Source organism: Macrococcus animalis (genome assembly GCF_047425875.1).
GTDB lineage: Bacteria > Bacillota > Bacilli > Staphylococcales > Staphylococcaceae > Macrococcoides > Macrococcoides animalis.
Window position 1 is genome coordinate 1,935,616 of the sequence record NZ_CP179727.1, and the last position, 25,836, is coordinate 1,961,451.

Below are 25,836 nucleotides of genomic sequence, written 5' to 3' on the forward strand. Positions count from 1 at the left end.
GTGAAATGGGTGATACCCATTTCACTTTTTTTGATTTCAGTTAAGATCTTTTTATTGACTTAAATCTAAAATAGTTTAGAATTATACCTATTCCGAGTAAAACGATATGAATAGGAGAAAAGAAAATGAAAAAATTATTATTATTAATATTTGCAGCATTATTTGTACTTGCTGCATGCGGTAACAAAGAGGCAGATAAGAAAGATAGCAAGAAAGAAATTACTATTGGTACAGAAGGAACTTATGCACCATTTACTTTTCACGACAAAGACAACAAATTAACAGGATTTGATGTGGAAATTGCAGAAGCAGTAGCTAAAAAAGCGGGATACAAAGTAAAATTCGTTGAAACACAATGGGATTCAATGTTCTCAGGACTAAACTCAGGTCGCTTTGATACAATTGCTAACCAAGTAGGGATGGATGCAGATCGTAAGAAGAAATATAATTTCTCTAAGCCTTACACATATACACAGGGTGTATTAGTAACACGTAAGAAAAGTAAAATACAATCATTTGATGATGTTAAAGGTAAAGCGTTAGCGCAAACGTTGACATCTAACTATGGTAAATTAGCGAAAGAAAAAGGAGCAAAAGTTACTTCGGTAGAAGGATTCAATCAAGCAATGGAAATGGTATTATCAAATCGTGTTGAAGCTACATTTAACGATAAAATTTCAGTATTAGACTATTTAAAACAAAAGAAAAATGCTGATATCAAAATGGTTGAAGGTGATGCGGAAAAAACACAGTCAGGTTTCGTATTTAATAAGAAAACCGATAAAAAAGTAATTCAAGATTTCAATAAAGCAATTGATGCTTTACAAAAAGACGGCACAATGAAAAAAATTAGTGAAAAATGGTTCGGTGAAGATGTCACTCGTCCTTAATGAAGAAATGTCTCATGCCCTAAATGCAGCGGTTCAAGCTTTTGAGCCAATGCTTTGGGGTTTAGTCAAATATTCGATACCGATTGCGATTGTTACATTTATCTTAGGATTTATTATTGCCATAATTACGGCACTAGCACGTATTTCAAATAATAAATTATTGCGCATTGTCGCACGAGTATATGTATCAATCTTCCGAGGAACACCCATGCTTGTTCAGATGTTTATTATCTTCTTTGGAATCCCTGAAATCGGCCGTCTGATGACAGGTGATCCTGATCAAGCATTTAAACTAGGATCTATTACAGCAGCTATTATTTCATTAAGTTTAAATGTAGGAGCATATGGTTCTGAGATTATACGTGGAGGCATATTATCGGTGCCTCTCGGACAAACGGAAGCTGCGTATTCAATTGGAATGAGTCCGAAGAAGACGATGCAACGTATCATACTACCTCAAGCAATACGTACAGCTACGCCTGCACTAGGGAATACATTTTTAAGTTTAATAAAGGATACGTCACTATTAGGTTATATTTTAGTAGCAGAAATGTTTAGAAATGCACAGCAAGTGGCTTCTACAACGTATGAATTTTTATCTATATATACGTTAGTTGCGATTATGTACTGGGTTGTTTGCTTTATTGTATCAATAATTCAAGGAATATATGAATTAAGAGTTGAAAGGAAGTATCAACGATGATTACAATTAATAATTTAGTTAAAAAATTTGGCGATAAAACAGTATTAAAAGATATAGATTTAGAAATAGTAAATGGTGAAGTGGTTGTGTTAATCGGAAGAAGTGGCTCTGGTAAAACGACGTTATTACGTACAATGAATGCGTTAGAAATCCCGACCTCTGGTACTGTAACAGTTGATGGCGTTACTTACACCGCGAATGATAAGAAATCACAAATTGAAGTGCGAAAAAAAACTGGTATGGTCTTTCAAAACTTTCAACTGTTTCCGCACATGCCAGCAATTGAAAATGTTATGGAAGGCTTGATTCAAGTTAAGGGAATGAGTAAAATTGAAGCAGAAAAAATTGCTATTAACTTACTTGAAAAAGTAGACTTATTGCATGTAAAAGATCAATATCCGGTCTCTTTATCAGGGGGACAACAGCAACGTGTGGGCATTGCAAGAGCACTAGCGATGAATCCTAAAGTTATGTTGTTTGATGAACCAACATCAGCACTAGATCCGGAACTTGTTCAAGATGTATTGAAAGTCATTAAAGGGTTACGTGATGAAGGGATGACGATGGTCATCGTAACACATGAAATGGCATTTGCAAGAAGTGTTGCAGATAAAGTCGCATTTATTCATGATGGTCGTATTGAAGAAATTAATCACCCGGAAGAGATATTTACAAATCCTAAATCAGAGCATTTACAAAGATTCTTAAATATAATATCGATTTAAAGTATACGCCCACTTGGAATTTACTAAGTGAGCGTATTTTTTTTGAATTTTACTTGTGGTCCAATTTCACAAAAATTAAGTATTCAGAAATCATTTGATTATGCTATGATGATGGAAATGACATAAAAGGGGATGACAGATTGAAAGCGTTATTGAAACGTTGGTTTGTTGATGGAATGAGCTTTATGGCTTTGGGTTTATTCTGTTCATTAATTATTGGTCTTATTTTAGAAACGTTAGGTACAGAATTAAAGCCATTTGTGGATACTTCATTATTAATAGAAATTGGTAAGCTCGCAAAACAATATACTGGTGCAGCTGTTGGGGTCGCTGTAGCCTATGGTTTGGGTGCTAAGCCGATGGTTATTTTTGCAAGTGCAGTAACCGGGATGTATGGTTATGAGCAAGGTGGTGCTGCTGGAACTTATATCGTCAGTTTAGCGACTGCGGAACTCGGGAGATTTTATAGTGGTAGGACAAAGATTGATATAATATTGACACCATTACTTACGTTAGTAATCGGTGCAATTATTGCAAAACTTGTTGGTCCATTCATTCAAGCATTTATGCTATCGCTCGGTGAATTTATTACATTTGCAACAGATCAACAACCACTACTGATGGGCATACTCGTATCACTTATCTTCGGATTAACATTATCAAGTCCAATTTCCAGTGCAGCACTTGCATTAATGCTTGGAATTAATGGTACTGCTGCAGCGGCAGCAACGATAGGGTGTTGCTGTCACATGGTTGGTTTTGCCGTGACGAGTTATAAAGATAACGGCATTCAAGGGTTAATCGCACATGGTATTGGTACAAGTAAAGTCCAAATTCCTAACTATATTATCCGTCCTTTTATTCTCGTACCACCTGTGATTGCGAGTATTATTGTCGCTCCAATTATGACGATGCTTTGGCCAATGAAGAATGTTGCAGCGGGAGCTGGTATGGGTACAAGTGGTTTCGTTGGACAAATTATGACCATTAAGACGATGGGGAACAGTTTAACAACATGGTTACAAATCGGGTTGTTTCATTTCCTTTTACCTGGAGTTATCAGTTATATTGTATATATAGTTATGAGTCGTGCAAATATAATAAAAGTAGGAGAACAAAAGATTAACACAGGAGGTTAAAATTATGAAAAAAATAGAAACTGTTGAGATGTTTAGAGCCTCAATAAAAACACCAACAATAGCAATGTTCACAGCAACATGGTGCCCTGATTGTCACTTTATTGATCCGTTAATGCCAGAAATTGAAACGGAAAATACAGACTATCAATTTATTTCAATTGATAGAGATCAATTTATTGATTTAGCTGTTGAATATGAAGTTATGGGTATACCTAGCTTCATCGCATTTAAAGATTCAAAAGTGATTGGACGCTTTGTATCGAAAGATAGAAAAACTAAAGAACAAGTCAATGAATTCATACAATCACTATAATTTTATCAAATACCCTTTAAATCAATTTTTTGATTTAAAGGGTATTTTTTTTCATGATGTAAGGTTCATACCACTTTGTCGGTAACCGAAACGGCGTCTTTATAGCAGAAGGTCAGTCATACTTTATCAAATCCTATTTGACAACAGCCTCCGCTTTAATCCGCAGTTGATTTATTGTACAATGAAAGTTATGTGAGGAGTGGGAATGTGAATGTTTTTGAAATAAGAGACAGACTGATAGAATCATTAGACGACACAGTTGTGTCAACAAAGTTTGACCGTAAAGAAGAAACGTTACGAGTTGAACGATTGGATAATCAAAAAGGATTAACAATTAAGCTTGCACCAGTGGCAGCTAAATATAAAGAGAAAAAAGAACGTATTGTTGATGAAGTTCTATATTATATTAACGAGACGATTGAAGCGATGGGCAACACAGCCTTGCCTGAAGGTTTAAAGATTATGCCTGTTATTCGATCTACAAGCTTTCCGAAAGAACAAAATGGAGTGCCATTTTTAATAACAGAACATACTGCAGAAACGAATATTTATTATGCGATTGACTTAGGTAAAACGTACCGTTTAATTGATGCTAAAATCCAAGAAGAATTAGGCATTGATGAAACGCATATTAAAGAGCAAGCATTATTTAATGTTAAAGGCTTAAAGACAACATTCAAAACGGATGTAGTAGCGGGAAATACATATTATTTTTTTAATGCTAATGATGGTTATGATGCAAGTCGAATTCTAAATAAACAGCTGTTAACAGATTTTGATGAACGTATTACTGGAGAGATGCTCGTTGCTACGCCGCACGCAGATGTTTTAATTATTGCAGATATTCAAAATGAGACAGGCTATGACGTTCTTGCACAAATGACAATGTCGTTCTTTGCAAGTGGCTTAGTACCGATTACATCTTTATCTTTCCAATACAAAGATGATAAACTCACACCAGTATTTATTTTAGGGAAAAATAACGCAAAACGTGATCAAGAAGCGATAAAACGTATTGAAAGTAATCGTCAAAAGTTTATGGCAGATAAAGAGGCTCGAGGTAAAGATAATAACTAATAAATCAAGGAAATCTATTGAAATTAATGAATATGTATAGAGTGTAATATTTTCACTAATTTTTAAATGTTTTTTTAAGAAAAAGAAAGTAATAAAGCATATAATAGATAAAGAATAATAATACAAACCATAAGGAGCAAACATATGAATATTTTTTATAACAAAATTGTTGGAGATTATTTATTTATCACTTTAGAACCAATGGACGGACCATTTGAATATTTAACTAACGGAGATATTATAACAATTAAAAAAGATGATAAAGTTGTTGGTTATAACGTTATTGGTGTTGAATCATTAGGATTAGATACAAATGGACAAGTGAAATTAACTGAAGAACTTATGACTCAAATTAATGACTTACTTGTACAAAAAGGATTAGAAAAACGATTAGAAGTAGATTTATCACCAAAATTTGTTGTAGGATATGTTGAAACTTGTGAGAAACATCCAGATGCAGATAAATTAAATGTTACAACAGTTGATGTTGGGACTGAAAAATTACAAATCATTTGTGGTGCTAAAAACATTGCACAAGGTCAAAAAGTAGTCGTTGCAAAAGTTGGTGCTGTTATGCCAAGTGGTATGCAAATTAAAGATGCTGAGTTACGTGGTGTGCCTTCAAAAGGAATGATATGCTCTGAGCGTGAATTAGGTTTAACTGATTCTGAAGAGAAAAAAGGTATTTTAGTATTAGATGATTCACGTCAAATCGGTGAAGATTTCTTTAAAGTAGAATAGGGTGAAGCGTATGAGTTGGTTTGATAAATTATTTGGAGAATCATCAGGCAAAGAGACACATCATACACATGATAACTTGAATGAAGACGATGTATATCGTAGACCACGTGGTAAATTTAGGTTTCCTTTAAACGTAGATACTATAAAAACGACTGAAGATCATATTGAGAGAGATGTAGAAAGTAAAGAATTGTATGAAGATAATAATTCAGTTAGATATGAAACGTATATTGATGAAACATATGAATCAAATATAGACGTAAACACTGAAGCTATTAGAACGTCATTTACTACAGATTATGTTCCTAGACGTGAGAGGAGACGTGGGAGGGACATCGTAAAACAGACTAAGACAGGAAAGTCACATCAATCAGAAACGACGTATGAACGTTATCAACCAAAAACAAAGTTAAATGATGCACCGAAATATAGTTCGTATCAATCGAAATCTAATAATAATACTACTACAAATACACCAGGCTTAAGTAATAATCAATCATTTACAGAAAAGCAATACAGTGTACATCAACCGAAATTTAAAGCATCAGTTGTTCCATCAGCTATTTATGGTACGAAACCAAGAAAAGATCCAAGCATCTTAAAACAACCAGTCAATTCAATCCAGCCAATACAAGGAAAAAAAGCTGAGGATGTTAGACCGTCTACACCTACACATCGCAAAGAAGATAATACAGTAAACATTGAAAATGTATATGCATCTCAAATCGTTGCGGAAATAAGGCGTGAACGCGAAAAAAAATTACAACGTAAAAAGCAGTTTGAGTTAGAGCGCGAACAAATTAAATTACAACATGAAGAAATTTCATCAATGATGCATGAAGAACAACCGGAAATTGAGTATTTACATGTTGATTCGAATGATCAATCATTCGAAGAGCGCGTAACAATTATTGAAGAAGATTTAATGGAGCGTGGACCAGTAGTTAATCAAATCAATTTAACAGATAATCAGGAATCTATCGAAGAGATTATTGAAATTGAAGATTCTACTGAAGTTATAACATTAAATGAAGGTGAAAGTTATACGTATTCTACAAAATCACCATTTAGCGAACATGAAACTAAATCTGAAACGTCTAATCGATTAACAATTATTGAGGCTTCAGAAGAAGAAGTTGAAACAATTGAAGATAAATTAGAACTAGACGAATTAGAGACTTATCAAGATACTTTCTTAGATGAAAATGTAACATTCGAACAAGATGACGAACCTATCAAAGATATTGGAGATAATTATGAAGATATCGATGAAGACTTTTCTGAAGACTTTATTATTGAAGAACAAGATATAGAGACTGAAGGCGAAATAGTCGATGAAGATACTTCTCAACTAGAAAAAGTTGAAGAAGGATCACGTGCATCAGTATTAGTGCAACCGGAATCCTTAGAACCTACATTAATGCCTGACATTAAGCCTGCATTGAATGAAACTGAACCAAAGCTTGAATATATAACTGAAGTCGAAGTAATTGAACAGATTGATGAAGCTTCATTAGAACCGGTCATTCCTATCATTGAAGAACCAGATGAAATTGTCGAGGAAACAACATCTGATGAAATTACAAAAGAACATGATACACAAGCTCAGGTTGTTACTGGAAATATCCGTGAACACTTAAGTGTGGGACAGAGTCATTATGTTCAAGTTGAGAATAATGAAATCACGGCAAATATTCGTGATCATGCAGAAGAACCTGTTATTTCACCTAAACCGAAAGTGGAAAAGAAGGTTTCTCCGTTCAATGTGTTAATGACGCCGAGTGATAAACGTCGCTTACTGGATAAGAAAAAAGCTGTTCAACAAGTTAATCAAGAAATTAATAATGAAAATGAAACTATTTCACAAGATATTCAACGTTCATTTGAACAACAAGGATCGATTAATTCTGAAGTAAAGAGTGAAACAGATGCTGAAGATAATATTATAGAAGTTACAGAAACAAAAGTGGTTGGTGAATCTGATTCAAAACCAATACAACAAACAATCGTTAGCAATAATGGTTATCCTTTGAAGAAAGAACCTACGAAACGTATAGGTCCAAAGTATATGTTACCACCAGTATCACTTCTCAATCCTGAAGATAAATTAGAGCGTGATGAAACATGGGTAGAAGAGCATAAAGCGCAGCTAGATGATGCATTTTATCATTTTAACGTTCCTGCAAAAGTTGAGAACGTTGTCGTAGGTCCTTCTGTAACACGTTTTGAGTTATCTGTTGAGAAAGGTGTTAAGGTTTCTCGAATTACGAATTTACAAGATGATATAAAGATGGCACTTGCTGCTAAAGATATTCGTATCGAGGCACCGATTCCAGGTACATCTTTAGTCGGTGTAGAAGTACCAAATATTGAGACGCGTAATGTAAATTTAAGTGAAGTATTATTTAGTAAAAAAATGAAATTTGCCGAGAGTAAATTAACAGTAGCACTAGGTGCACGTATTAATAATGAACCAATGATTATGGATCTAGCGAAAATGCCACATGGATTAATTGCAGGAGCGACTGGTTCTGGGAAGTCTGTTTGTATTAATTCAATTTTAGTGTCACTGTTATATCGTAATAACCCGAATGAATTAAAGTTATTATTAATTGATCCAAAGATGGTAGAACTAGCGCCATATAATGACCTACCACATTTAATCGCTCCTGTCATTACAGATGTTAAAGCAGCTACAGAGAGTTTGAAATGGGTCGTTGAGGAAATGGAACGTCGTTATAAAATTTTTGCGGACATCCACGTTCGAAATATTACAGCATACAATCAAAAAGTAAGTTATGTTGAACGCTTACCTAAAATAGTGATTGTTATTGATGAATTAGCTGACTTAATGATGATGTCACCACAAGACGTTGAACATTCAATCGCTAGAATTGCTCAAAAGGCACGTGCAGCAGGCATACATATGATACTTGCGACACAGCGTCCTTCAGTAAATGTTATAACAGGTTTAATTAAAGCAAATGTACCTACTCGAGTTGCATTTATGGTATCATCAGCTGTTGACTCCAGAACAATAATTGATGGCGGTGGTGCTGAAAAGCTATTAGGTAACGGTGATATGTTGTATTTAGGTAACGGTATGAATAAACCAATTCGTATCCAAGGTAATTATGTATCAGATGAAGAAATCGATGCTGTCGTTCAATATGTTAAGACACAAGGTGAACCTAATTACCTATTTCAGGAAAAAGAATTATTAAAGAAAGTTTCAGAAGCACCTAAAGATGAATTATTTAAAGAAATTTGTGATTTTATGATTGATGAAGGTCATATATCAACTTCTCAAATTCAACGTAGATTCCAAATTGGCTATAATCGTGCTGCACGTATTATTGATCAATTAGAAGATATGGGGTACGTGAGTGGCCAAAATGGTTCTAAACCAAGAGCAGTATTAATTACTGAAAAACAAGAAGATTATTAGGAGATGAGCACATGACTTTATATCATTTCGTTGGTATTAAGGGTTCGGGTATGAGTGCATTAGCACATATTTTATTCGATATGGGAGAAGAAGTACAAGGTTCGGATATCGAGAAAGAATTTTTCACAGAAATCGCATTACGTGACAAAGGGATTACAATCCTCCCTTTTAATGCTGATAATATTAAAGAAGGTATGACAATTATTGCAGGAAATGCTTTTAGTGATGATCACGAAGAAATCGTTCGTGCTAAAGCATTAGGACTAGAAGTAACGCGTTATCATGATTACTTAGGTAAATTTATGGGGCAATACACTTCTGTAGCAGTAACAGGATCACATGGTAAAACAAGTACAACGGGTCTTTTATCTCACGTGATGAATGGAGATAAAAAGACATCTTTCTTAATTGGTGATGGAACCGGAATGGGACTGCCAGAAAGTGAATATTTCGCATTTGAAGCCTGTGAATACCGTCGTCATTTTTTAAGTTACTCACCAGACTATGCAATTATCACAAATATCGATTTCGATCATCCAGATTATTTCGCTTCTATGAGTGACGTATTCAATGCTTTCCAAGAGATGACTAAAAAAGTAAAAAAAGCCATCGTTGCCTGTGGTGATGATGAAAATTTAAAAGATTTAAAAGCCGAAATTCCAATTTATTATTACGGATTTGGTGAAAACAATCAAGTTATCGCTAAAAATGTTGAAACAATTGAATCAGGTACGAAGTTTGATGTATATATCGACAATACGTTTATAGATACATTCAAAACACCTATGTATGGAAATCATCAAGTATTAAATGCATTAGCGGTTATTACAATATGCTATTTAGAAGAATTAAATCTCAATGCAATAAAAGATGCACTAGCAACATTCGGTGGTGTAAAACGCCGTTTCAGTGAAAAGAAATTTGGTGCACAAACATTAATTGATGACTATGCACATCACCCAACCGAGATTAAAGCAACTTTAGAATCGGCATCTAAGAAATATCCTAACCGAGAAATTATTGCTGTATTCCAGCCGCACACATTCTCTAGAACGAGTGCATTTTTACAAGACTTCGCAGATAGCTTAAAAGTTGCGGATAAAGCTTATTTATGTGATATTTTTGGTTCCGTGCGAGAAGCGACTGGTGAACTTACTATTAAAGATCTTCAAGTATTAATTCCAAATGCTGAATTAATAAATGAAGATACAGTATCAGATTTAAAAGCACATGTAAATAGCGTTATTATTTTCATGGGTGCTGGAGATATTCAAAAAATTCAAAAAGCATATGAAAATCTTGATTAAGCTTTAATTAGTATGTTTAACCTTAAATAAGCAGGGTATTTTACTATATAACAAGAGTTATAAAAATTAGGAGGCGTTTTTATGGAATGGATTTTACCAATCGCAGGATTAATCGCTGCAATTGCATTTTTAGTATTATGTATCTTCTTAGGACTTACTTTAATGTCTGTTAAGAAGAATTTAGACCATGTTGCTAAGACACTTGATGGTGTTGAAGGACAAATTCAAGGGATTACGCGTGAATCTACAGATTTACTTCACAAAACAAATCGTTTAGCTGAAGATGTTCAAGTGAAATCTGCTAAATTAAACACTGTTGTTGATGCTGTTAGTGGTATTGGTTCAACAGTTCAAAACTTAAACAGTTCTGTAGACAATGTAACTACATCAATTACACACAATATCTCACAAAATGAAGATAAGATTTCTCAAGTTGTTCAATGGTCAAACGTTGCAATGGAAGTTGCTGATAAATGGCAAATGAGAAAACAACGTCGTAACTCAGTGAGTTTTGCTGATACTACACCAAATTACGATAATCATGTAAGTCAAAACAACTTTAACGAGACACATACTAAAGGTGATAATTTAGATCAAGATAAAATTAATGCTGGTTTAAAATAATACCTTTTAGGGAATGTACATTATGTACATTCCTTTATTTTTTATATAATTATAGAGGAAGATAAAATGATAAACGGAGGGTTAAATATGACTAACACATATAACAGAGACTTACATACACATACAGTAAAAGAATATAGGGTACAAAAAGATACAACAGCACGTGACTTTTCTATTGGTTTAACTGCAGGGTTGGTTGTTGGCTCTTTAATTGGACTACTTGTTGCACCTAAAGCGGGTAAAGATTTACAACAAGATTTAAGTAATAAGACGGAAAGTTTGAAAACGAAATCAGTTGAACAGTATAATAAACAAATTGAGAACGCACAAGGATTTAAAGAGAAATCTAATATATTTACTACTAAATTAGCAGAAAAAACTTCTAATTTAAAACAAAAGGCAACACAAAAGTTAAATAGTGACAAAGATAATCACGTTACTTTTGATGAATTGGAACGTCAAAAGGATGCTATTAAATCTGAAGTTAACGATGATTCTTTAAAGCAACCTATTGCCATCGTTGACAAAGAATTAGAAACACCAATAAAAGACGAAGCTTTAAGTGAGCGTAAGACAACCATTGACCTTGCAAAATCTACAGATGCTAAAACAAAAAACAAATAATACACAAATCCAATTGGATTATGATAAAATAGTAGGCTGACGGTCTGCTATTTTTTAATTTATATAAAAAGAGGGTATAACGATGAATGAATTAAATCATTTACGAGATAGAATAGAAGCTATAAATGTGGAAATATTAAAATTACTAAGTGAGCGAGGCGAAATCGCCCAACAAATTGGTGAAGAGAAACGTAAACAAGGCACTGCAATATATGATCCCAAACGTGAAAAAGAAATGATTAATATGCTTCAAGATATTAATGAAGGACCATTTGATGATAATGTTATTAAACAGCTTTTCAAAGAAATCTTTAAAGCGTCTACAGAATTACAAAAATCTAATAGTGAGAAGCACTTACTCGTATCTAGAAAGTTAAAGCCTGAAGATACGATTGTTCGTTTTGAGAATGGTGCTGTAGTTGGCAATGGTAAAAAGACATTTGTATTTGGTCCCTGTTCTGTGGAATCTTATGAGCAAGTAGATGCTGTAGCGAAGAATTTATACGCGAAAGGTGAAAAGTTTATCCGTGGAGGTGCATTTAAACCTAGAACATCACCTTATGACTTCCAAGGCCTTGGTGTTGAAGGCTTAGAAATTTTAGGGCAAATGAAACAGCAATATGGTTTAAATGTTGTCAGTGAGATTGTAAATCCATCTCACTTTGAATTAGCAGATCAATACGTTGATGTATTCCAAATTGGTGCGCGTAATATGCAAAACTTTGAACTATTAAAAGAAGCAGGTAAAACGAATAAACCGATTTTGTTAAAACGCGGATTGAGTGCAACCATTGAAGAGTTTATTTATGCTGCAGAATATATTCATGCGAACGGTAATCAAAATATAATACTTTGTGAACGTGGGATTCGTACATATGAGAAGGCAACACGTAATACACTAGATATATCAGCAGTACCTATACTTAAACAAGGGACACATTTACCTGTACTAGTCGATGTGACGCATTCAACTGGCCGTAAAGACATTATGTTACCTGTTGCCCGTGCTGCGTTAGCTGTAGGGGCTGATGGCGTCATGGCTGAGGTTCATCCGAATCCTTCAGTAGCCTTAAGTGATGCTTCACAACAAATGGACTTTAATGAATTTGAAACATTTTATCAAGAAATTGAAAAAGCAGCACAAAATTATTAATAAATTGTGAATTTCATAACTTGATATATGAAAAAGTTATGAAAACGTGATAGAATAATAAATAAAACGGTTACAGGAGGATACAATGACAGTTACAATATATGATGTCGCGCGTGAAGCAAAAGTTTCTATGGCAACGGTTTCCCGTGTAGTGAACGGCAACCCTAACGTAAAGCCAGCGACAAGAGACAGAGTCAATGAAGTTATAAAGAAATTAAATTATAGACCTAATGCAGTTGCACGAGGTTTAGCAAGTAAGAAAACTACAACAGTTGGAGTTATTATTCCTGATATTTCAAACATTTATTATTCAGAATTAGCTCGAGGATTAGAAGATATTGCAACAATGTATAAATATCAAACCATTATTTCTAATTCAGATAACGATGCTCATAAAGAGCAAGATATCTTCAATAACTTATTATCTAAGCAAGTCGATGGTATTATATTCTTAGGAGGAACACTTTCTAAGGAAACGACAGATATCATTAAGACATCTTCAGTACCAGTCGTTGTTTCTGGTACACATGATTTAGATGCAAGCTTACCAGCAGTGAATATCGATTATGTGAATGCAAGTAAAGAAATCACCGAGAAGTTTATTCAACAAGGTGTGAAGAAATTTGCATTTGTTGGCGGAGGCTACTCAGAAAAGGCTCAAATAGATATTCTTAAAGGATTAAAAGAAGTATTAGCAGCAAATGGGCTTTCAATTGATGAAGATGCAATTTATATTGGTCAAGAACAGTATTTGGATGGCGAGAAAGCATATGAAGCTATCAAGGACAAACAACCTGAAGTGATTATGTGTATCAGTGATGAGCAAGCTATTGGTATTGTTCATGCAGCTCAAGATGATGGTAAGGAGATTCCAAATGACTTACAAGTGATTAGCTTTAATAATACGCGTCTAGTTAAGATGGTACGTCCGAAATTATCAAGTGTGATGCAGCCGCTATATGATATCGGGGCAGTAGGTATGCGTTTATTAACGAAATACATGAATGAAGAACCCATTGAAGAGTCAAAAGTAACGTTGCCTTATAGTATTGTTTACCGAGGCACTACAAAATAATAGAGTGGCAGGAACTGAAGCGTTCTACCACAAGGAAAACCGATCGAAACTATTAAATCTTTGATTTAAAGTTTTGATCGGTTTTTGTCATAGTGGCAATTTCTGTTCTACCGTTTAGTCTCTTAATCAGAAGAGGATTAAAACTTTTATTCCATCTTTTAGTAATGCATAATTACTCTTTTAAGTGTCTGCTCGTTTTTTTCTTCGATATCTAATCTTCTCGGTATCGCTTCATATTTTTCTAAATCAGTATTCCAATTCGTTGGAATTTTAATTTTTGATTTTGGTTGCCAACGTTCAACCCAATCTTTTGGAATATCACCAGTAAGTGGTTCATTTCCTTCCATTGCATTATAAACTTGTGCCCAAGCAAGTGGTGCGACTTGAAAAATATTATAACCACCGCCACCAATAGCAATCCACTTACCATCAGTATAGTTCTGTGCACATTGATTAATGATTTGTGGAATTTGCTGAAATGTTTTATGGGTTACAGATAAATGAGTTAATGGATCTAAATAATGCGCATCGGCACCGTTTTGGCTGAGTATTATGTCAGGGTTAAAGAATGCGCAAGCTTTTTTTAAGCTTACTTCGAACGTTTGAATGAATGATTCATCTTCAGTATATGCGTCAATGGGTAAGTTCATACAATATAAATAACCATCGCCATCCCCTTTTTCATGCACATTCCCTGTGCCTGGAAATAAGTAACGGCCCGTTTCATGAATTGAGTATGTAAATACGTCACTATCGTTATAGAAGGAGAATTGAACACCATCTCCATGATGGGCATCCGTATCAATATATAAAACACGTTGTTGATATTTTTGTTTAATGTATTCTATTGCAACAGTAGAATCATTATAAATGCAGAATCCAGACGCTCGACCACGAAATCCGTGATGTAAACCACCACCAAAGTTACATGCAGTCTTAGTCTGACCTGTCATAACAGCATCAACTGCAGTAAGTGTTGCACCTACAAGCAAGGCACACTTATTATGCATATCCATGAAATTAGGTGTATCATTTGAATTTAAACCGAATTTCTCACAATCTTCGTTACTGAGTGAATTATTACTCGCTTTTTTTACAGCTTGTATATATTCTGCTTGATGTCCAAGTAATAGTTCTTCATCAGTTGCAACGCGCGGTTTAATAATATCGGTACTTTTGAGTAAGTGACAAGATTCCAGAAGCGTCTTCGTCAATAATAAGCGCATTTGGTTGAAAGGATGATCGTCACTAAATCGATATTCTAGTAATGCATCATCATATACAAATATCGTCATAGGCTATTTTCCATAGGATTATAGACTTCGAAATCTTTTGCAACAAGTTCTTTTATTACTTGTTGCGGATGCATCGAAAGCATTCTTAAACTGACGATTTTTTTACCTGGATTATTCTTATCACGAAATACAAGAATACCTTCTATCCCAATTTTGAATCGATGAAATACTTCTGTTATTTCATGAATATTACCAGGAATATCAGGAATTTGAATTTGAATTGTAGTTCCTGGTGTAGTAACACCTGTTAATTCAATAAAAGTATTTAACATATCTTTAGCAGTTACGATACCAACTAATTTACCGCGTTTTACAACTGGTATACTGCCAATGGATTCATGGTAGAAATCAAGTGCAATCTCCTCAACAAAGTCAAGTGGATGACACGTAATAACATGTTGCTGCATAATTTTTGTGATGGGGACGTTTAATTCTAAATTTGAACGCTCACTTAGGTTTGATGGTAATGCTTGTTTAACATCACGATCACTAATAATCCCAATTAACTTCATATTGTCGTCTACGATGGGAACATGATGTATATTCTTTTCATTCATTAAATTGATGACTTCTTCTATTGTACCTGTTGAACTAAAGCTTATACATGGGCTCGTCATAATTCGTTCTACTAACATGTTAACCTCCTATAAAAAAAACCTATTTTGAAATCTTAAATTATCAAATGCTTGTATTTGATCATTATTAATTCTTTTTCCAATTCTAGCCATTAATGAATTCGCAGGGTGACTCGTGATTTCTGGATCATTTGTAGAATATACTTTCATGCCACAACTAGACATCATACGTTGCATAATATCTTTATACTGGAAGACATCAAGACCGCTATTCTTTAAATCCCAGTGCCAATAATATTCTGTCGTAATTACAATAAAATCTTCCATCGCATCATCCATCATGGCCACACGTAACATTTCACTACCTAAGCCTAATGAACGATAATCTTTACTAATTTCAATCGCACCGAGTTCTAATATGAATTCTAAATTACCATGAGACCACCTTTCCATTGGATCTGGATAGAGATAAGTTGTATAACCGATAATATTGATCCCATCACGACATATAATAATACGACCTTCTTCTAAATCGGCAATTTCTATAATCGCTTCAAATTGCTCATCTGGACGTCTAAAAGCAACAAGTCCTTTATCAAATGTGTATTTTTGAAGTGTTTTGCCGTTAACAGGTCCTTCTATGATGAACGTTTGTTCATTGGTTTCATAGACAATTTTGTTGTAAGTTTTGATATGATTCATGCATCCTCCTTGTGTATTCTTGATAATTTATTAGCATTTTTATAAAAGTATGTATAAAAATTATCATATTTTTTGAATTATCAGTTAATTTTATTATATAATAAGTTAGGGAATAATGAAAACGTTTACAAGGGGGATTTTTTTATGAAAACAGAAATTTTTAAAGCAACTCAAGGTCACCATAACATGAAAGACTATGACAGTACTTATCAAAACTTTGATTGGAAAGACATTGAACAACATTTCTCATGGGCAACGACTGGAAAAGTAAATATGGCTTACGAATGTATAGATAAGCATGTTGAAGAAGGTCATGGTGAAAAGGTTGCATTATTATATAAAGATGCAAACCGTAATGAGAGATATACATATAAAGATATGGTGGAGAATTCTAATAAAGCGGCTAATGTATTAGTTCAAGAAGCGGGTGTCAAAAAGGGAGATCGCGTATTCATCTTTATGCCACGCTCTCCAGAATTATATTTTGCGTTACTGGGTACATTAAAAATTGGTGCAATCGTAGGACCATTATTTGAAGCATTTATGGAGAAAGCAGTAAAGGATCGTTTAGAAAATAGTGAAGCAAGCGTAATTATTACGACGAATAGTTTACTCGGACGTATTCCGCAAGATGAATTGCCAAACTTACAACACATCGTTGTGATTGATGATACTGTTGATGATCAGTACATAGATTTCAATCAACATTTCGAAAATGCGTCTATCGACTTTGAAACGGAATGGTTAACACGTGATGACGGATTAATTTTGCATTATACATCAGGTTCAACTGGCCAACCTAAAGGAGTATTACATGTACAAAATGCTATGATACAGCATTATATTTCAGGTCATTACGTACTCGATTTAAAAGATGATGATGTTTATTGGTGTACCGCTGATCCAGGTTGGGTAACTGGAACAAGTTATGGTATCTTCGCACCTTGGTTAAATCGTGCTACGAATGTTATTGTTGGTGGAAGATTCTCACCTGAAGGTTGGTATGCAACATTGGAGGAGTTTAAAGTAACAGTTTGGTATTCTGCGCCAACAGCCTTCCGTATGTTAATGGGTGCGGGCGATGAGTTAGTTGAGAAATACGATTTAACACATTTAAGACATATCTTATCGGTTGGGGAGCCTTTAAATCCTGAAGTTGTGAAGTGGGGAGATAAAGTATTTAACCTTCGTATTCATGACACTTGGTGGATGACAGAAACAGGGGGTCACATGATTGTTAACTTCCCAGATATGGACATTAAGTCAGGCTCTATGGGTAAACCACTTCCAGGTGTTCAAGCTGCGATTGTGGATGATTTAGGAAAAGAATTACCACCGAACAGAATGGGTAATTTAGCTATGAAAGCTGGATGGCCATCTATGATGAAGACAATTTGGAATAACGAGCCGAAGTATCAATCTTATTTCTTACCTGGTGATTGGTATATTTCTGGAGACAGTGCTTATATGGATGATGATGGCTATTTCTGGTTCCAAGGTCGTGTTGATGATGTTATTATGACTGCAGGAGAACGTGTTGGCCCATTCGAAGTGGAATCGAAATTAGTAGAGCACCCAGCAGTACAAGAAGCTGGTGTTATCGGTAAACCCGATCCAATTCGTGGTGAAATCATTAAAGCATTTATAGCTTTACGTGAAGGATATCAAGAAAGTGATGAATTAAAAGAAGAGATTCGTGTATTTGTGAAAGAAGGTTTAGCAGCTCATGCTGCTCCACGTGAAATTGAATTTAAAGATAAATTGCCAAAAACACGTTCAGGTAAAATTATGAGACGTGTATTAAAAGCATGGGAATTAGATTTGCCAACGGGTGACTTATCGACTATGGAAGATTAAAATGTAAATTGTACTTAAAAAATATGTGTAATTATTCGACATCTTGAAAGCGTTATCTTATTATTAAATAGTAAAGACACTTTTTAGATTAGGAGAATGTTAAAATGACTAAATATTTATCAGATTTAGAAATCGCTAATCAAGCGACAGTTCGACCTATTATTGAAATTGCTGAAGAGGCAGGAATTCCAGCAGATGCAGTTGAACCTTATGGCCATTTTAAAGCTAAAATTGATACTGCGAAAGTGACAACAAATAAAGAAGGTAAAGTTGTACTTGTAACTGCAATGAGCCCGACGCCAGCAGGTGAAGGTAAATCGACAGTAACGGTTGGTATTTCTGATGCATTCAAAGAATTAGGGAAAAGTGTAATGGTTGCATTACGTGAACCAAGTTTAGGACCTGTATTTGGTATGAAAGGTGGGGCTACTGGTGGTGGTCATGCACAAGTATTACCAATGGAAGAAATTAATTTGCACTTCAATGGTGATTTACATGCAATCACGACAGCGAATAACGCATTAGCAGCTTTCATTGATAATCACATTTATCAAGGTAATCAATTAAATATCGACCCTCGTCGTGTTGAATGGAAACGCGTCATTGACATGAACGATCGTACTTTACGTCAAGTTGTTGTTGGACTTGGGGGACCTTTCAAAGGGGTGCCACGTGAAGATGGATTTGATATTACAGTTGCTTCTGAAATCATGGCAGTATTCTGTTTATCAAATAACATTACCGACTTAAAAGAGAACTTAGGTAATATGACAATTGGATACACTTATGATCGTAAACCAGTTACTGTTAAAGAATTAGGTGTCGAAGGTGCTTTAACGTTAATCCTAAAAGATGCATTAAAACCAAACTTAGTTCAAACGATTGAAGGAACACCAGCGTTAATCCACGGAGGACCATTTGCCAATATCGCACACGGATGTAACTCAATAATCGCAACGAAGACTGCGCGTAAATTAGCTGATATCGTTGTAACTGAGTCTGGATTTGGTTCTGACTTAGGTGCTGAGAAATTCATGGATATTAAAGCACGTAAGGCTGAAATTAAACCGGATGCAATTGTAGTAGTTGCAACAATTCGAGCTTTAAAAATGCATGGTGGCGTAGCGAAAACTGACTTAGCGAATGAAAACGTTGAAGCTTTAAAATCTGGTATTCAAAACTTAGAAAAACATATCGAAAATTTAAAATTATTTGGTGTTGAACCAGTGATTGCTTTAAACAACTTCGTTACAGATACAGATGCTGAACGTGAGTTTGTTCAAAACTGGGCAAAAGAGCGTGGTGTTAAATTAGCATTAACTGAAGTTTGGGAACATGGTGGAAAAGGCGGCGTTGAGCTTGCTAAATTAGTACTTGAAGTATTAGAAACTGAGCAAAACTTCAAACCTTTATATGACTTATCTTTACCAGTAGAAGAAAAAATCCGTACAATCGTACAAAAAATCTACGGTGCTGATGATGTTGTATTTGCTGATAAAGCACGTAAACAATTAAAAACAATTGCTGATAATGGATGGAATGAGTACCCAGTATGTATGGCGAAAACACAATATTCATTCTCAGATGATCCAACGAAATTAGGACGTCCATCAGGATTTACTGTTACGATTCGTGAATTAATCCCTAAAACAGGTGCAGGATTCATTGTAGCGTTAACAGGAGACATTATGACAATGCCAGGTTTACCTAAAGAACCTGCAGCGTTGAAAATGGATGTAGATGCAGACGGTAATGCAGTAGGATTATTCTAATATTAATGAAAAGATATTTTTATTTTAAAACCAGCAGTTCGAATTTTAATTCGAACTGCTGGTTTTTTTATCTAAAATTTAAAGTGTAATATTTTTGTATCAAATAGTATTAGTATCAAAAAACTCTAGCTAAATTTTACTTAGCTAGAGTTTTTTGATTAGTTTTCGTTATCTTTCTTCTTATCACTCGTCGGTTTGGCATTTTGATTTGCTTTAGAAAGATTATCTGCTGCACTTGATTTAGATGATATCTTTTTCTTCGTATCATTATCTAGTTTTTCACCCATACGCAGTAATACCTTTCTGTCATCGAGTTTTTTCTTCATCGTATCTGTTTTCTCCCAAACAAGACTTTCTTTTACAGGCTCAGTGCCATCACATTCGCCTTTTTTAGCCATTGTATATTGACACAATTCGATTTTAGAAACGCTTGCAGGTTGTTCAAATATTTGTCCAACACCCATTTGCAATTGATCTTGTGTCGTGATTTGGTTCGCAATATCACGCCATAACTTCAATTGGTAATGGTTTTCTTCATCGAAAGAAGTTGGGACATCATATCCCATCCAAATCCCCATTGTGACTTTCGGGTTATAACCAATAAATAAACTATCTTTACCTTCTTGTGCTGTACCAGTTTTACCAGCCCAATCTTGGTTATACATAAATGTACCTTTTAGTTGATAGGCACTTCCTGTATCTAATACGCCGCGTAACATGTCTGTTGTTATATAGGCTGTTTCTGGACTGTATACACGTACTGGACGCGCTTTATGTTGATAAATGACTTTACCATCTCGAGTCTTGATTGACTCAATCATATAGCTCTCTTGGTAGTTCCCTTTGTTCGCTAAAGTAGAGAAGCCATCAACATTATTTTCTAATGTAATATCTGTTGCTCCGAGTGCTAATGATAAATTCTCTTGTTCAGATGCTGGGATATTGAAGTTCATCTTTTGCAGTAGTTCCCAAGGCTTTCTGTCCATAATGCTTGAGTATAATCGTAATGTACTTAAGTTCAGGGAGTTCTCTAATGCATAACGCGTTGTTACTACGTTATATTCCATGCGTGCATAGTTCTCAGGTGAATAGCCATTATAATCAAATTTTCTATCCAGTAGGGCTGCTTCAGGTGCTGTCATACCGTATTCAATTGCAGGAGCATATGTTAATAATGGTTTAATCGTAGATCCTGGTGAACGTTTTGTTTTAGTCGCATGGTTATTTTGAGAATCTTTATGGTCACGTCCACCGATGAATGACAGAATTTTTCCTGAATCATTTTCTTTTAATAATACGCCAACTTCCATATTAATCGGTTTTTCTTTGCCATTGACGGTTGCATTCCTCGCATAAGAATAATAGTTAGGATTCGATTTAATTTGATCCATTGTGTCGAAGATTTTTTTGTGTATTGTTGTATCGATGATGTAACCATTGTTTCTGATAGCACGGTTAGCGATGCCAACATATTTTTCTTCTAATACTGGTGTTTCATCTAATTCTTGTCGTGAAATATTATCTTTTTCTGCGAATATATATTTTAATATATCAATCGCACGAGATTCCACTTCTTGCGTTAAAAATGGGTATTGCTCGTTTGGTGCGATGAAATCTTTAGTGAAAGATTTTTTTAAGTCAAACTTCTTTGCTTGCTCATATTCTGTTTTCGTAATTTTTTTCTCTTGATACATACGTTGCAGTACATATTGCTGACGTTCAAATCCAAATGTAAGATCTTTTTCTTTTTTTACTTTACCTGTTTGCAAGAAAGGAGTGTATGTATATGGATTTTGTGGCATACCTGCAAGATATGCAGCTTGAGCAATGTTTAACTTTTTAGCATCTACACCGAAAATACCACGCGCAGCTGCTTGTATACCGGCAATATTTTGACCATTTGTATTTCGACCGAAACTTACGACATTCAAATAAGCTTCGATGATTTCTTTTTTAGATAAAGTTTTCTCGACTTTAAATGATAACATCATTTCTTTTGCTTTACGTTTAAATGAAGTTTCGTTAGTTAAGAGTTGATTTTTAATCAATTGCTGTGTTAATGTACTTCCACCACTTGTTACTCCCGTATTTAAGAATTCTTGTGCGGTTGCACGAATAAATGCTTTCGGTACGATTCCGTTATGTTTATAGAAATTTTCATCTTCAGTCGCGATTAACGCATCGATAACATGAGGGCTCATCTTATCGTATTTTATTACTTCCCGTTGAACATCAGCATTTAACGTGCCTAGTGACTCCCCAGTTCCGAAATAAACGGTTGTACTTTCAGTCATTTCGTATAAAGATTTTTTTAGGGAAGCAATGTTCTTAACAGGCTCATCTTTAACAAGTGCTAAGAAATAACCTGTGCCGAGACCTAACAGTAAAGTACCAAGTAAAAGGCCCGTAATCAATAAGAACAAGACAGTACGTGTTAAAGTTTCGTAAATACCATGAAACCATACGTAAGGTGTGAATTCTATCGACTTAAATGTTGATTTTATATTTTCTTTTTTTTCTTTAGGTTTGAATAATTGGCGTTGTTTTTTCGGCATACAAAATTCCTCCTGAATATTTTTTTAGTATATCATAATTTCAGGGTATTGACGTTATTGAATCTATTGTTTACACTAGTATCATAATTTAAATTGAAACGAATATAAAGGTTTTTAGGAGAAGTAATGTGGCACATTGAATTTAGAGACTTAGTGGTTGGTGAAAACTAAGCAATGGAAGCATGAATACACCTAATCATAATGACCTTAAGGATAATGACCTTTTCATTAATAAGTGATGATTGATATCATAAGTATGGTGGTACCGTGCGTGAGCACCCTTACATTTAATTGTAGGGGTGTTCTTTATTTTTTTTATGATTGACTTTATTCATTATAAGTGACCTTTATATATCGTTGATTTAAACAATAAATATTAGAGGAGGAACAAAGATGGCAAATGCATTATTAGAAGAATTAAAGTGGAGAGGTTTAATCTATCAAGAGACTCATCCTGAAGAAATTGAAGCATTATTAAATAAGGAGAGTGTTAGTGTATATTGCGGAACTGATCCAACGGCAGACAGCTTGCATATTGGTCACTTGTTACCTTTCATGACATTAAAGAGATTCCAACAACATGGTCACCGTCCAGTCGTATTAATCGGTGGGGCAACAGGTATGATTGGAGATCCATCGGGTCGTACGGACGAGCGTACCTTACAGACGTTAGAGCAAGTACAACACAACGTAGATGGTATTCGTGCACAAATGGAACAATTATTCGATTTTGGCGGCGAAACGGGCGCGATGCGCGTAGATAATAAAGATTGGTTAGGTCAAATTGATTTATTAACGTTCCTTCGTGACTACGGAAAGCACGTAGGTGTGAACTACTTATTAAGTAAAGATAGTATCGCATCTCGTTTAGAGACAGGTATTTCATTTACAGAGTTTACTTACACAATTCTTCAAGCGATTGACTTCGGTCATTTAAACAAAGAACATAACGTGAAGCTTCAAATTGGTGGGAGTGACCAATGGGGTAACATTACGAGTGGTTTAGAATTAATGCGTCGTATGTACGGTGAAGTTGAAGCGTTTGGTATGACTGTGCCTTTAGTTGTAAAGTCTGACGGTAAGAAGTTTGGTAAATCAGAAGGTGGGGCAATATGGTTAGATCGTACGAAGACTAGCCCTTATGAGTTTTACCAATTCTGGATCAATACACCTGATAGCGATGTGATAAAATTCTTGAAATATTTCACATTCTTAAGCAAAGAGGAAATTGATGCTTTAGAAACATCAGTAGAGACTGAACCACACTTACGTTTAGCTCAGAAGAAACTTGGTGAAGAGGTAACGAAATATGTGCATGACGAAGCAGCTTTAGAAGAAGCAATTAACATTACAAATGCTTTATTCAAAGGTGATTTAAAAGCTTTAACGGCGGATCAATTACGTACAAGTTTTAAAGATGTACCTCAAAAGACAGTAATTAATACAAATATCGTAGAAGTATTAATCGAAGCGGGGATTGCACCAAGTAAACGTCAAGCTCGTGAAGATGTTACAAACGGTGCGATTTCATTAAACGGTGAAAAAGTGACGGATACAAATCACGAAATCACATCTGCAGATAAGATTGAAGATGAGTTTACTATTATTCGTCGCGGTAAGAAGAAGTACTTTATGGTGACTTATAAATAATACTATGGAGATGAAGTACTGATCAGTACTTCATCTCTTTTAATTTCTTTTATAGAAAGGGTTTATAGACGTAATTAAAGGGTAATAATAAATACTTACATAAAAGGAGAAATGATATGAAAAAATTATTAATACCTATTATCGGATTAGTTGTTTTATTATTAATTATTGGAAGTATGTTAATCGGTCCTTATAACAAATTAGTTGGACTAGATGCAGATGTTCAAAATGCAGAAGCAAAAATTGATACTCAGTTACAAAGACGTTTAGATTTAATTCCTAACTTAGTTGAAACAGTAAAAGGTTATGCAAAACATGAAGAGAAAGTATTTAAAGATGTATCTGATGCACGTGCTAAATTAGCTGGTGCTGCAAAAGGTGAATCTATGGAAGCGAAAGCAAATGCCAATGCAGAGTTAAACTCAGCATTAAGTCGTTTAATTGCGATCCAAGAGAATTATCCAAACTTAAAAGCAGATACACAGTTTACAGGTCTACGTGATGAATTGGCGGGCACAGAAAACCGTATCGCAGTTGCACGTAACGATTACAATGATATTGTTACAACTTATAATAAAGCTGTCAGAAGTTTTCCAGCTGCATTATATGCAGGATTACTTGGATTTGAAAAGAAAGAATTCTTTAAAGCGGATGAAGCTGCAAACAAAGCACCAAGTATTGATTTTAATGCTGATAAGGAAACAAAATAATGTTTAAGAAAAAGTTCGCGATTTTTATCGCGACTTTCTTAATCTTCATCATTACTTTACCGGTTAGTGCAGCTGAACCTTTGCCAAAGCTTGAGCAACCGATTTTTGTTCAGGACCATGTCGGAATTTTTAAACAAAATGAAAAAGATTTCATTAATCAACGTGGTAAAACACTACAACAAGGAACAACAGCTGAAATCTTAATCATGACAATGCCGACAATAGGGCAAGAAGTAAGAGGAGATTATGCACTTCGTGCCGGACGAGAGTACGGTGTCGGAGATAAAGAAAAAAGAAATGGTGTCGTTATTCTTTTCAATTTAGATAACGGTAACGAGTATAGAAATAGAGGTATTGAAGTCCAAGTTGGATACGGATTAGAAGGTGTCTTAAATGATGCTAAAGTCGGTGCCATGATTGATAAGTACGCAATGCCTGATGTTCAAAAAGCTTTAGCTGTCGATCCAAAAGGTGAAAGTGCTGAAAGCAAGGCACTTTACGCTCAAGGGTTAGGTAAGTTATACAATGCCATTTTTGATGAAGTCAGTGAAAGTTATGGGTTTGATGGTGAAAAATATACGCGAGATACCCCGATGGTAGATGAAAGTACGGAAGGTATTAGCGTATTTGAAATATTAATTGGTTTATTTCTTTTATATCTAGTCATCTCAATCTTTATGGGTGGCGGCCGTGGAGGCGGCGGTAGTGGTGGACGTAGACGTTCATCAGGACCTGTCATCTTCTTCCCAACTGGAGGCGGTTTTGGAGGAGGATTCTCATCTGGAGGCTTCGGTGGCGGAGGCTTCGGTGGCGGAGGTTTCGGCGGAGGAGACTTTGGCGGTGGCGGTGCCGGTAGAGGATTCTAATATAAAATGAGCGACACTTTTGAAGTGTCGCTCAT

Annotated in this window: 22 protein-coding genes; 18 read left to right on the plus strand and 4 right to left on the minus strand. The window is 34.9% G+C overall.

Annotation, left to right across the window (positions count from 1 at the left end; all coding sequences use genetic code 11):
- The first annotated feature begins 125 nt into the window (after positions 1-125).
- From ACMGE9_RS10270 to ccpA, 13 genes are all read left to right on the plus strand, one after another.
- Entirely contained in the window at positions 126-890 is a 765-nt protein-coding gene (locus ACMGE9_RS10270; RefSeq protein ID WP_414042673.1) for an amino acid ABC transporter substrate-binding protein, read from the plus strand.
- Entirely contained in the window at positions 874-1,593 is a 720-nt protein-coding gene (locus tag ACMGE9_RS10275; protein WP_414042674.1) for an amino acid ABC transporter permease, read from the plus strand. The genes ACMGE9_RS10270 and ACMGE9_RS10275 overlap by 17 nt, the downstream gene beginning before the upstream one ends.
- Positions 1,590-2,318, plus strand: coding sequence for an amino acid ABC transporter ATP-binding protein (locus ACMGE9_RS10280; protein WP_414042675.1), 729 nt, complete (start codon positions 1,590-1,592; stop codon positions 2,316-2,318). The genes ACMGE9_RS10275 and ACMGE9_RS10280 overlap by 4 nt, the downstream gene beginning before the upstream one ends.
- A gap of 140 nt (positions 2,319-2,458) precedes the next feature.
- Positions 2,459-3,457 (plus strand): PTS transporter subunit IIC, encoded by a 999-nt coding sequence (locus ACMGE9_RS10285; RefSeq protein ID WP_414042676.1) that lies wholly within the window; start codon positions 2,459-2,461, stop codon positions 3,455-3,457.
- A 4-nt stretch (positions 3,458-3,461) separates the two neighbouring features.
- A complete protein-coding gene (locus ACMGE9_RS10290; protein ID WP_414042677.1) occupies positions 3,462-3,770 on the plus strand; it encodes a thioredoxin family protein in 309 nt (102 codons plus the stop codon).
- 207 nt (positions 3,771-3,977) lie between these two features.
- Positions 3,978-4,847 carry a DUF1444 domain-containing protein gene (locus ACMGE9_RS10295; protein ID WP_414042678.1) on the plus strand — a complete coding sequence of 290 codons (870 nt, stop codon included), beginning with the start codon at positions 3,978-3,980 and terminating at the stop codon, positions 4,845-4,847.
- 144 nt (positions 4,848-4,991) lie between these two features.
- Positions 4,992-5,588 (plus strand): YtpR family tRNA-binding protein, encoded by a 597-nt coding sequence (gene ytpR / locus ACMGE9_RS10300; RefSeq protein WP_414042679.1) that lies wholly within the window; start codon positions 4,992-4,994, stop codon positions 5,586-5,588.
- A gap of 10 nt (positions 5,589-5,598) precedes the next feature.
- Entirely contained in the window at positions 5,599-9,036 is a 3,438-nt protein-coding gene (locus ACMGE9_RS10305; protein WP_414042680.1) for a DNA translocase FtsK, read from the plus strand.
- An 11-nt stretch (positions 9,037-9,047) separates the two neighbouring features.
- Positions 9,048-10,343 carry a UDP-N-acetylmuramate--L-alanine ligase gene (murC, locus tag ACMGE9_RS10310; RefSeq protein WP_414042681.1) on the plus strand — a complete coding sequence of 432 codons (1,296 nt, stop codon included), beginning with the start codon at positions 9,048-9,050 and terminating at the stop codon, positions 10,341-10,343.
- 81 nt (positions 10,344-10,424) lie between these two features.
- Positions 10,425-10,967 carry a DUF948 domain-containing protein gene (locus ACMGE9_RS10315; RefSeq protein WP_414042682.1) on the plus strand — a complete coding sequence of 181 codons (543 nt, stop codon included), beginning with the start codon at positions 10,425-10,427 and terminating at the stop codon, positions 10,965-10,967.
- Between the two features lie 87 nt (positions 10,968-11,054).
- Positions 11,055-11,591: a YtxH domain-containing protein gene (locus ACMGE9_RS10320; RefSeq protein ID WP_414042683.1), complete on the plus strand. Its 537-nt coding sequence runs from the start codon at positions 11,055-11,057 to the stop codon at positions 11,589-11,591.
- An 82-nt stretch (positions 11,592-11,673) separates the two neighbouring features.
- The gene (locus ACMGE9_RS10325; protein WP_414042684.1) at positions 11,674-12,744 is read left to right on the plus strand and encodes a bifunctional 3-deoxy-7-phosphoheptulonate synthase/chorismate mutase; all 1,071 of its coding nucleotides are present in this window, start codon (positions 11,674-11,676) and stop codon (positions 12,742-12,744) included.
- 85 nt (positions 12,745-12,829) lie between these two features.
- Positions 12,830-13,819: a catabolite control protein A gene (gene ccpA, locus ACMGE9_RS10330; protein WP_414042685.1), complete on the plus strand. Its 990-nt coding sequence runs from the start codon at positions 12,830-12,832 to the stop codon at positions 13,817-13,819.
- A 158-nt stretch (positions 13,820-13,977) separates the two neighbouring features.
- On the opposite strand, the gene ACMGE9_RS10335 is transcribed toward ccpA, so the two are convergent.
- The 3 genes from ACMGE9_RS10335 to ACMGE9_RS10345 are packed head-to-tail and all read right to left on the minus strand — an operon-like array spanning position 13,978 to position 16,391.
- Positions 13,978-15,114: an acetoin utilization protein AcuC gene (locus ACMGE9_RS10335; RefSeq protein ID WP_414042686.1), complete on the minus strand. Its 1,137-nt coding sequence runs from the start codon at positions 15,112-15,114 to the stop codon at positions 13,978-13,980.
- On the minus strand, positions 15,111-15,749 hold the full coding sequence (locus ACMGE9_RS10340) for a CBS and ACT domain-containing protein (protein ID WP_414042687.1): 639 nt from the start codon (positions 15,747-15,749) through the stop codon (positions 15,111-15,113). Before ACMGE9_RS10340 ends, ACMGE9_RS10335 begins: the two co-directional genes overlap by 4 nt.
- A 9-nt stretch (positions 15,750-15,758) precedes the next feature.
- Positions 15,759-16,391: a GNAT family N-acetyltransferase gene (locus ACMGE9_RS10345; RefSeq protein ID WP_414042688.1), complete on the minus strand. Its 633-nt coding sequence runs from the start codon at positions 16,389-16,391 to the stop codon at positions 15,759-15,761.
- 144 nt (positions 16,392-16,535) lie between these two features.
- Between ACMGE9_RS10345 and acsA the strand changes: the two genes are divergently transcribed.
- Positions 16,536-18,248 (plus strand): acetate--CoA ligase, encoded by a 1,713-nt coding sequence (gene acsA / locus ACMGE9_RS10350; RefSeq protein WP_414042689.1) that lies wholly within the window; start codon positions 16,536-16,538, stop codon positions 18,246-18,248.
- A gap of 104 nt (positions 18,249-18,352) precedes the next feature.
- On the plus strand, positions 18,353-20,020 hold the full coding sequence (locus tag ACMGE9_RS10355) for a formate--tetrahydrofolate ligase (RefSeq protein ID WP_414042690.1): 1,668 nt from the start codon (positions 18,353-18,355) through the stop codon (positions 20,018-20,020).
- 158 nt (positions 20,021-20,178) lie between these two features.
- On the opposite strand, the gene ACMGE9_RS10360 is transcribed toward ACMGE9_RS10355, so the two are convergent.
- A complete protein-coding gene (locus ACMGE9_RS10360) occupies positions 20,179-22,575 on the minus strand; it encodes a transglycosylase domain-containing protein (protein WP_414042691.1) in 2,397 nt (798 codons plus the stop codon).
- 393 nt (positions 22,576-22,968) lie between these two features.
- On the opposite strand from ACMGE9_RS10360, the gene tyrS reads away from it, so the two are divergent.
- The 3 genes from tyrS (at position 22,969) to ACMGE9_RS10375 (ending at position 25,801) form a co-directional block, all read left to right on the plus strand.
- Positions 22,969-24,225: a tyrosine--tRNA ligase gene (gene tyrS / locus ACMGE9_RS10365; RefSeq protein ID WP_414042692.1), complete on the plus strand. Its 1,257-nt coding sequence runs from the start codon at positions 22,969-22,971 to the stop codon at positions 24,223-24,225.
- Positions 24,226-24,341: 116 nt separating this feature from the next.
- Entirely contained in the window at positions 24,342-24,935 is a 594-nt protein-coding gene (locus ACMGE9_RS10370; protein ID WP_414042693.1) for a LemA family protein, read from the plus strand.
- On the plus strand, positions 24,935-25,801 hold the full coding sequence (locus ACMGE9_RS10375; protein WP_414042694.1) for a TPM domain-containing protein: 867 nt from the start codon (positions 24,935-24,937) through the stop codon (positions 25,799-25,801). The genes ACMGE9_RS10370 and ACMGE9_RS10375 overlap by 1 nt, the downstream gene beginning before the upstream one ends.
- Positions 25,802-25,836: the final 35 nt, after the last annotated feature.